The organism is Oscillibacter sp. KLE 1745 (assembly GCF_000469445.2).
Lineage (GTDB): Bacteria > Bacillota > Clostridia > Oscillospirales > Oscillospiraceae > Oscillibacter > Oscillibacter welbionis.
Window position 1 is genome coordinate 23,206 of the sequence record NZ_KI271749.1, and the last position, 7,573, is coordinate 30,778.

Consider the following 7,573-nt stretch of genomic DNA (forward strand, 5'->3'; position numbering starts at 1 on the left):
GGCCTTCCTCCTCAAATCTCCATGGTCTCGCCTGCAGCCAGGAAATACAGGGCCCGGCGGACCACCTTCTTTTCCAGCACCCGCTCCAGGGCCCGGCTGTATGCCTCCAGCTGGGGGCGGTAGTGCTCCGCCCGCTGCCGGACCTCCAATGCCGAGAACACACGGTCCGTTTTGAAGTCCACCACGGTCAGGCCGTCTGCCGTCTCGAAGCAGCAGTCCACCACGCCCTGGAGGAGGATTTCCTCCCCCGCCGCCGCGGCGGGATCGTAGTCCCGGGCATCCATCAGCAGGGTGAAGCGATACTCCCGCAGGACGCTTCGGCTTTTGCGGATCTCCTCCGCCAGGGGGGAGCGGAGAAATCGCTCCAAAGGCGCGGTCTCCACGGCCGCGGCCTGCTGGTCCGTCAGCAGGCTCCGCTGCCGCAGGGCCTCGATCTGGCCCGCCACGTTAACGTTTGAGAAGTCTAGGTATTGCAGCACCAGGTGGGTGGCAGTGCCCCGCTCTGCCGGGGTCAGGCCCTGCCGCTCCCGCCGGAAATTCGGCTGGCTCAGGGGCCGGAGGTACGGGGTATGGGCGGCATACTCCGCGATCTCCTGGTCCGCAGGGCGGCCCTTCAGCTGGGTGGCCGTCACCTTGGCAGGCAGGGCCGTCTCCCGCTGGTAGGGGTAGATGAAAGACAGCAGCTCCGGGGCAAAGAGGGCGGTCTCCCCTGTCTCCTCCGCCGTCGCCTGGGGCCGGGCGGGCCGTTCCCGGTAATCCTCACTGTCATGTAAATACACTTGCCAGGGGCTGTCCTCTCCAATATATAGCTGGTCAATCTCTGTCTCCGCCATAGCCCGCAGGGGTGCGGCCTCCGGCCGGCACAGCAGGGGCAGCAGGACCCAGTCCCCCAGGGTGCGGCCTTCTGCCACCGTCTCCGGCAGCACGGGACAAGCAGCCACAGCGGCCAGCTTCTGGAGCCGCCCGGGGGCGTTGTACAGGGCGTCCACCAGGATCAGCTTCTCCTTGGGCCGGGTCATGGCCACGTAGAGGATGCGCTGCTCCTCCGCCAGGTTCTCCCGCCGCAGCTTTTCCTGAATGGCCAGCCGGGCCAGGGTGGGATACTGGATTTTCCGCTCCAGGTCGATGCGCTTGGGCCCCAGGCCCATGTCCGGATGCACCAGCACCGGCGTGTCGAAGTCCTGCCGGGAGAACGCGTGGTCCAGGTCCGCCAGGATGACAATGGGGAACTCCAGGCCCTTGGACTTGTGGATGCTCATGAGCCGCACGCCGGCAGCCTCCGCCGGGCCCCGGGTGGCGGGAGCCTGGTCCTGCTCCAGCAGCCGCCGCAGCTGCGTGACGAAGGCGAAGAGGCCCCGGTATCCATTGCTCTCAAACTTCTCCGCGTGCTGGCTCAGGGCGATGAGATTCTCCCGCCGGGCCGCACCATCATCCATGGCGCCGAAGACCCCCAGCACATTCAGTCGGTTGTAGATGTGCCAGACCAGGCGGTGGACACTCATGTCCCGGCCCGCCTGCCGCAGGTCCGAGAGGGTTGCCAGGAAGTCTTTGCAGTCCTCTCCCCCATCGGCGGTCACAGCGTCGTAGTAGTCCCCGGTGGGGGCGGCGGAGCGAACCTCCGCCAGCCGGTCCGCCGTGAAGCCGAACAGGGGCGACCGGAGGACGGAGATCAGAGGCACGTCCTGCCGGGGGTTGTCCACGATCTCCAGCAGGGACAGCATGACGGAGATCTCCATGGTGTGGAAGAAGTCCCCGCTCTCCTGGAAAGAACAGGGGATGTCCCGCTCCGCCAGGGCGGCGGCGAAGGCGGCAGACCGGCTGCCGGGGGAACGCATCAGGATCACGATATCCTCCGGCCGGCAGGGGCGCAGGGTGCCGTCGCTCTCCGTGACGGGATAGCCCTCATCCAGCAGCTTCCGGATGCGCGCCGCCACGAACCGGGCCTCGGCGGTGACCTTCTTTACCGGCTTGTCATTCTCCCCCGCCTTCTGGTGGGCAGAGATGAGATGGAACTCTGTCTGGCAATCCATCCGCTCCGGGTAATACGCCGCCCCGAAGTGTAGGGCCTCGTCCTCGCCGTAGTCCATCTCCCCCATCTCCACAGACAAAATGTTGGAGAAGATGAAGTTGGTGCTCTCCAAAATCTCCCGCCGGGAGCGGAAGTTGCGGGACAGCAGGATCTTCCGCTCCTCTCCGTCAGCCGCCTCCTGCCAGGACTTGAACCGGTTGTATTTTCCCAGGAAAATGGTGGGGTCCGCCAGGCGGAAGCGGTAGATGCTCTGCTTCACGTCCCCCACAGTGAAGATGTTCTGCCCGTTTTTGGACACCGCCCGGAAGATGGCGTTTTGGATCTCGTTGGTGTCCTGGTACTCGTCCACCAGGATCTCCCGGTATCGGGCCGCCACCTGCTCCCCCAGCTCTGTGGGGGCACCGCCGGAACCCACCAGCAGGCCCAGGGCCAAGTGCTCCTGGTCGGAGAAGTCTGCAGCGTTCAGCCGCAGCTTCTCCTGCCGGTACCGCTCCGCAAAGTCCTCCGTCAGCTCCAGCAGGGCCACCATGGCCGGGGCCACGGCAGTCAGGTCCTCCATAGCCTCCTCCTCAGAGACAGACAACAGGCCCGCCAGCTTCTTCTCCTCCACCTTGCACCGCTCCCACACCTGTTTCAGCGCGGCAATACCCGGCTCGTCCTTCCGTCCCCTGGGGGTGGAAAGCCGGGGGAAGGCGACGGCCGCTTCCGTCTGCCGGGCCGCCTCCCAGGTCTGGACCTGGGCCAGGGCGTCAAAGGCCACAGACACCTGGAGAAACTTCTCCCCGTACCCCCGGTACAGCGCCTCGTCCCCCTCGGTCCGGGCGGAGGCGGACCGGAGCAGGGCCCCCCAGTGGGCCCCCTTCCGGCGGATGGAGGCCAGCAGCTCGGCGGCGTAGGGGCTGTCATCAAAGCCGCCCTCCCAGCCGCCCCAGACGGTCCGGTTCTCCGCCAGCCACCCGGCCGGGTCCGCGTGGCTCTGGACCTTGTCGTACAGCTCCAGCACCAGGGCGGCCAGACGGCTGTCGTCCCGTCCGGCCCCCAGCGTGTCCGCCAGCAGGCCGCGGCCCTCGTCCAGCTGGTCATAGAAGTCCTCCAGCGTCCGGGAGAGCACCCGCTGGCGGATCAGCTGGGCCTCGTTATCGTCCAGCACCCGGAAGTCTGGGGTCAGGGCCCGGCTGTCCCCCTCCCGGGCCAGGAGGTGGGTGTTCTCCCGCAGCAGCGACGTGCAGAAGGCGTCCACGGTCTTGATGTCCGCCTGATACACCCGCAGCAGCTGCCGCCGGAGCTGCTGGTCCCCCGGCGTCTGGCCCAGCCGCTTGGACAGCTCGGAGGCGATCTTGCTCCGCAGCTCCGCCGCGGCGGCCTTGGTGTAGGTGATGATGAGGAAATCATCGATATTGCAGCGTTCCTCCGTCACATAGCGGAAAAGCCGGTCCACCAGTACCTTTGTCTTGCCGGAGCCGGCGGCGGCGGACACCAGCAGGCTGCCGCCCCGGTTTTCCACCACCGCCTGCTGCTGGGGGGTCAGGGTCAATTTTGCCATGTTACTGTCCACCTCCTCTCTCTGTCTCCTCTTCCACCTGGCGCCAGAACTCCTCCGGTTTTACCGGCAGGATGTAGTGCAGGTGGTCGCCGTCCCGCCCATCCTGGAAGTGGCAGGCGTCGGCCCAGTCGCAGTATTTGCAGAAGCTGTCGTCCTCATTGTGGCAGCAGGGGTCCGCGTCGATGTTGCCGTCCCGGACCTCCCGGGCGATCTGGTGGAGCAGCCGCTCCACATACTGCCCCAGCCGCCCAAGCTGATCGGCGGAGGCCAGGGCGCCGGACACGTCCCCCTCCCGGTTTACCCGCACCGGTAGGAACCGGGGACTTTGCAGAGCCTCGTGCTCCATGGCCTGGAGCACCTCCGGTTCAGAGAGCAGCAGGCCCGTTCGGCGCAGCTCCTTCTCCCGCTGGCTCTGGAGCTGCTCCGGCGTGATATTTCGCTCGGCGGAGAGAATCTCATCCCGGGCAGGGAGATACAACACCCCGGCGGGCTCAATGTCCATGCCAAACCGCTGCTTGCCCTCCTTTTTCAGGGCGAACAGGTACAGCAGCATCTGGATATCCAGGCCCATCCGGACGGCGGCCAGGTCAAAGGCTTTCTTGCCGGACTTGTAGTCCACTACCCGGAGATACAGTCTGTTGTCCTTCACCCAGCCGTCCACCCGGTCCACCTTGCCGCCGATTCGCAGCTCCGCGTCCGGCTCGCTGACCGTCACCGCCGGCAGTTCTCCGCGCTCGCCGAAGGACAGCTCGAAGGCCAGGGGCACGAAGTCGGAGCAGCGCATCTCCTCGGCGATCTGGTCCACCACCGCGTAAGCGGTGTTCCGCAGCCGGGCGAAGAGGTACCGGAACCGGGCGTTCCGGCCCTCCAGATTTTGGAGCACCTCCGCCGCATACTGCTCAATATAGCGCCGCACCAAGGCGTGGAGGTCCTCCTCTCCCACTGCGGCAAAGCCGCCCCAGTCCAGCACGTCCTTTGTGACGTGCTCCAGCAGGTAGTGGAGGAAGGTTCCGATCTGGGGGGCGTCAAAGGCCGCCGCCCGGCGGGCCTTGGCCTTCAGTCCGTACTCCATAAAGTAGGCGAAGTGGCAGCTCCGCAGCCGCTCCACCCGGGAGGCGGACATGGAGATTCGCTCCCCGTACAGCGCCTGTACCGCGCTCCTGGAGAGGCTCCCCCGCTTCAGCGCAGCCGCCCGCTCCATGGCCGCCATGGGGGGCGCCAGGACCTCGTCATCTGCGAAATACCGCCACAGGATCCCCCCTGGGGCGGTCCCTGCGGTCTCCAAGGCAGGGATCCTTGCTGTAAGGCGATAAGCCTTGTCAGTCCCTTCGTGCTCGATACGCAGCTCCGGAAACAGCGTTAGCAGGCGGTCCACTACAAAGGCAGGCCGCAGCTCTGCACCGGACACGTCCGCCGTGGGGTAGCTGACCACCAGCCCCTCCCGGGGCTGAACCAGAGCGGCGTAGAGGTTCTGGAGCTCAATGCCCATCTGTTCCATGCCGCTGGGCGCCAGGCGGATGCCCCGCTGGGCCAATTCCTCCCGGTCATCGTCGTTGAGAATGCCGCCGCTCTGTCCCACAGCGGGCAGCACATGGTCATTGGCCCCCAGCAGAAACAGGTAGGCATCCGTGTGACGGTCATTTCGGGTGATTTCCGTGACGGACACCTGGTCCAGAGACACGGGGATAGTGCCCACGCTGTACTGGGAGGCCACCTGCCGCAGCAGGCGGCTGAATTCATCGGTCCCCATAGGCTCGTCCCCCAGGATCTCCACGAACTGGTCCAGGATGGCGCAGAGGATCTCCCACAGCTGGGCGGTCTCCTCCGCGTCCTGGAGGCGCCCTGCCTCCGCCTGGGCCCGCATCTGTTCCTCCAGCGCGTTCTGGAGATTCAGATGCTCCAGGAAACTATAAAGGGAATTTACTTTCTCCCCAGCTGTAACGCCGGCTTTCAGCCCTTCATACAGCTCCGCAAGAGGTGCGCGTACCCGGCGGCGCAGCTCGTTCACCCGGTCCAGGCGGGCCTGGCGGCGCTTATCCCAAGGTGCGCCATAACCGTCCGGATTGTCGGTCCAGTCCACATCCCGGAGCCACATCTTCCCGTGGATCTCCCAGGTGAGAACGTAGTTTTCCAGCTCATCGCACTCCTCCGGCATCAGGCCCGCCAGGCCGGTCTTCAGCCAACGGAACATGTCCTCGTACTCCAAGCCGTTTTCCAGAGCGGAGAGGACGCCGGTGATGAGGCTCCACACGGGCTTTTCCAACATACTGCTCCGGCGGCTCAGATAGGCGGGGATGCTGTACCGCTCGAATACCGTCTCAATGGTGCCCTCGTAGTCGGTCATGTTCCGGGCGGCCACGGTGATATCCCGGTAGCGGCACTTCCCCGCCGCTACCAGGCGGCGGATGTCCGCTGCCGTCTGCTCCACCTCGGAAAAAGCGGTGTCCGCCTCCCGGACCCGGATGGCGGAGCTGTCTCCTTGGTAGGGCTCCCCCTCTCCGAAGAAGTGATGCTCCAAATATCCCAGGGCGGAGTCGTCGGCGCTGGTGAGCGTCCGGACCTCCCATGGGCAGCCCGCCTGGTCCGCCAGCCGCGTCAGCTGGTCCCGGGTGCGGAGAGAGACCTGAAACATCTCCTCCGCGCTGTCCGGCTCCCCCAGCAGCGTGACAGTGACAGACCGAGCCTGCCGCAGGATGCTCTCCAGCACCTGCCGCTCCTGGGCGTTGAAGTACGTGAAGCCGTCCACAAACACGTCCTTGCCGAAAGCGTAGCGGGAGGACTCCAGCGCCTCGCAGAGCTTGGTCATCCGGTCCCGGGCATCAAGGCCGGGGCGGTACAGCCGGGACTCATAGGCGCCGTACAGCAGGCTCAGGTCCAGCAGCTTGTCCCGGGTGGCGCCCTGGATTTCCCGTGCCTGGCTCTCCAGCAGCTCTGGGGACACGTCGTAGCAGCGCAGCTCGTCGAAGAGGTCCAGCAGCTGCTGTAAAAACGACGCCTTCTGAGAGGGACGGCGATACACCTTCAGCAAGGGGGCCACCTCTCCCAGGGCCTTCTGCAGGGTCAACAGCTTGCCGCCGGCATCCAATGTCACCTGAGCGGCGCCGCCGGTGATGGTCAGCACCCGGTCGCACAGGCGGCGGAAGCTGAGGACCTCCGCATGGCGGCTGGCAGTGTCTCCGCAGGCCCGGCACAGATCCACCTCCGCCTGGTGGGAGGCGTGCTCCGGCACCAACAGGATCTGCCGGCTGGAATCCCCCAGTTCTCCGATCCGGCGGAGCACCTGTTCCGATTTTCCCGTTTTGGCCCGTCCCATCAGGATCGTCAGCATGGCGGGACCTCCTTTGCGCAATTTCAAAATTCATTGTAGCATATCCCGCCGATTCGTGCTATCCTGTTTCTTGAAGATTTTCCGAGGAGGACTGACCCATGCACATTCCCCAAGGCCCCACAGCCACCCTGGCGCTGGAGCTCTTTGACGACGCCCTGGCCGCTGCCCTCCGGCCGTCGCCGGACTATGATGTGAGCCGGTGGCTGTACGTCCCCAACCATTATTCGGAATACCGGTACATCCTGGGCACACGGGGCCGGAAGCCCCTGATCTGCATAGGCATCAACCCCTCCACCGCCGCGCCGGACGCCCTGGACCCCACCCTCCAGTCCGCCCAGCGGATCGCGCTTTCCAACGGGTACGACAGCTTTTTGATGTTCAACATCTACGCCCAGCGGGCCACCCGGCCCGACGATATGGAGCGGTCCTGCAACCCGGTGCTCCATGCGGAGAACCGAAGGGCCTTCCGGTATCTCCTCTCTCTGTCCCCGGCCCCCGCCCTGTGGGCCGCCTGGGGGAACATCATCGAGAAGCGGGGGTATCTGATGGATTGTATGCGGGACTTTGCCGCCGACGCCAGCGCCGCCGGGGCCGAGTGGTTCACCGCCGGCCCCCTGCTGAAATCCGGCCATCCTCACCACCCTCTGTATCTCAAGGGGGACACGAAGCTGCT

The 7,573-nt window shown here is 65.7% G+C and carries 3 protein-coding genes; 1 reads left to right on the top strand and 2 read right to left on the bottom strand.

Going from position 1 to position 7,573, the window contains the following annotated elements:
• Positions 1–11: 11 nt before the first annotated feature.
• Together addA and HMPREF1546_RS13435 are read right to left on the bottom strand one after the other, a co-directional pair.
• On the bottom strand, positions 12–3,572 hold the full coding sequence (addA, locus tag HMPREF1546_RS13430) for a helicase-exonuclease AddAB subunit AddA (protein WP_021748740.1): 3,561 nt from the start codon (positions 3,570–3,572) through the stop codon (positions 12–14).
• A gap of 1 nt (position 3,573) precedes the next feature.
• Positions 3,574–6,900, bottom strand: a complete 3,327-nt coding sequence (locus tag HMPREF1546_RS13435) for a PD-(D/E)XK nuclease family protein (protein WP_021748741.1) — start codon at positions 6,898–6,900, stop codon at positions 3,574–3,576.
• A 98-nt stretch (positions 6,901–6,998) separates the two neighbouring features.
• Between HMPREF1546_RS13435 and HMPREF1546_RS13440 the strand changes: the two genes are divergently transcribed.
• Positions 6,999–7,573 (top strand): DUF1643 domain-containing protein (locus HMPREF1546_RS13440; protein WP_021752037.1); only part of this gene is annotated, 575 nt, incomplete at its 3' end.

Bases quoted from the DNA above. Each gene is read 5' to 3' on its own strand.
- addA (WP_021748740.1), bottom strand. From the start codon at position 3,572: ATGGCAAAATTGACCCTGACCCCCCAGCAGCAGGCGGTGGTGGAAAAC.
- HMPREF1546_RS13435 (WP_021748741.1), bottom strand. From the start codon at position 6,900: ATGCTGACGATCCTGATGGGACGGGCCAAAACGGGAAAATCGGAACAG.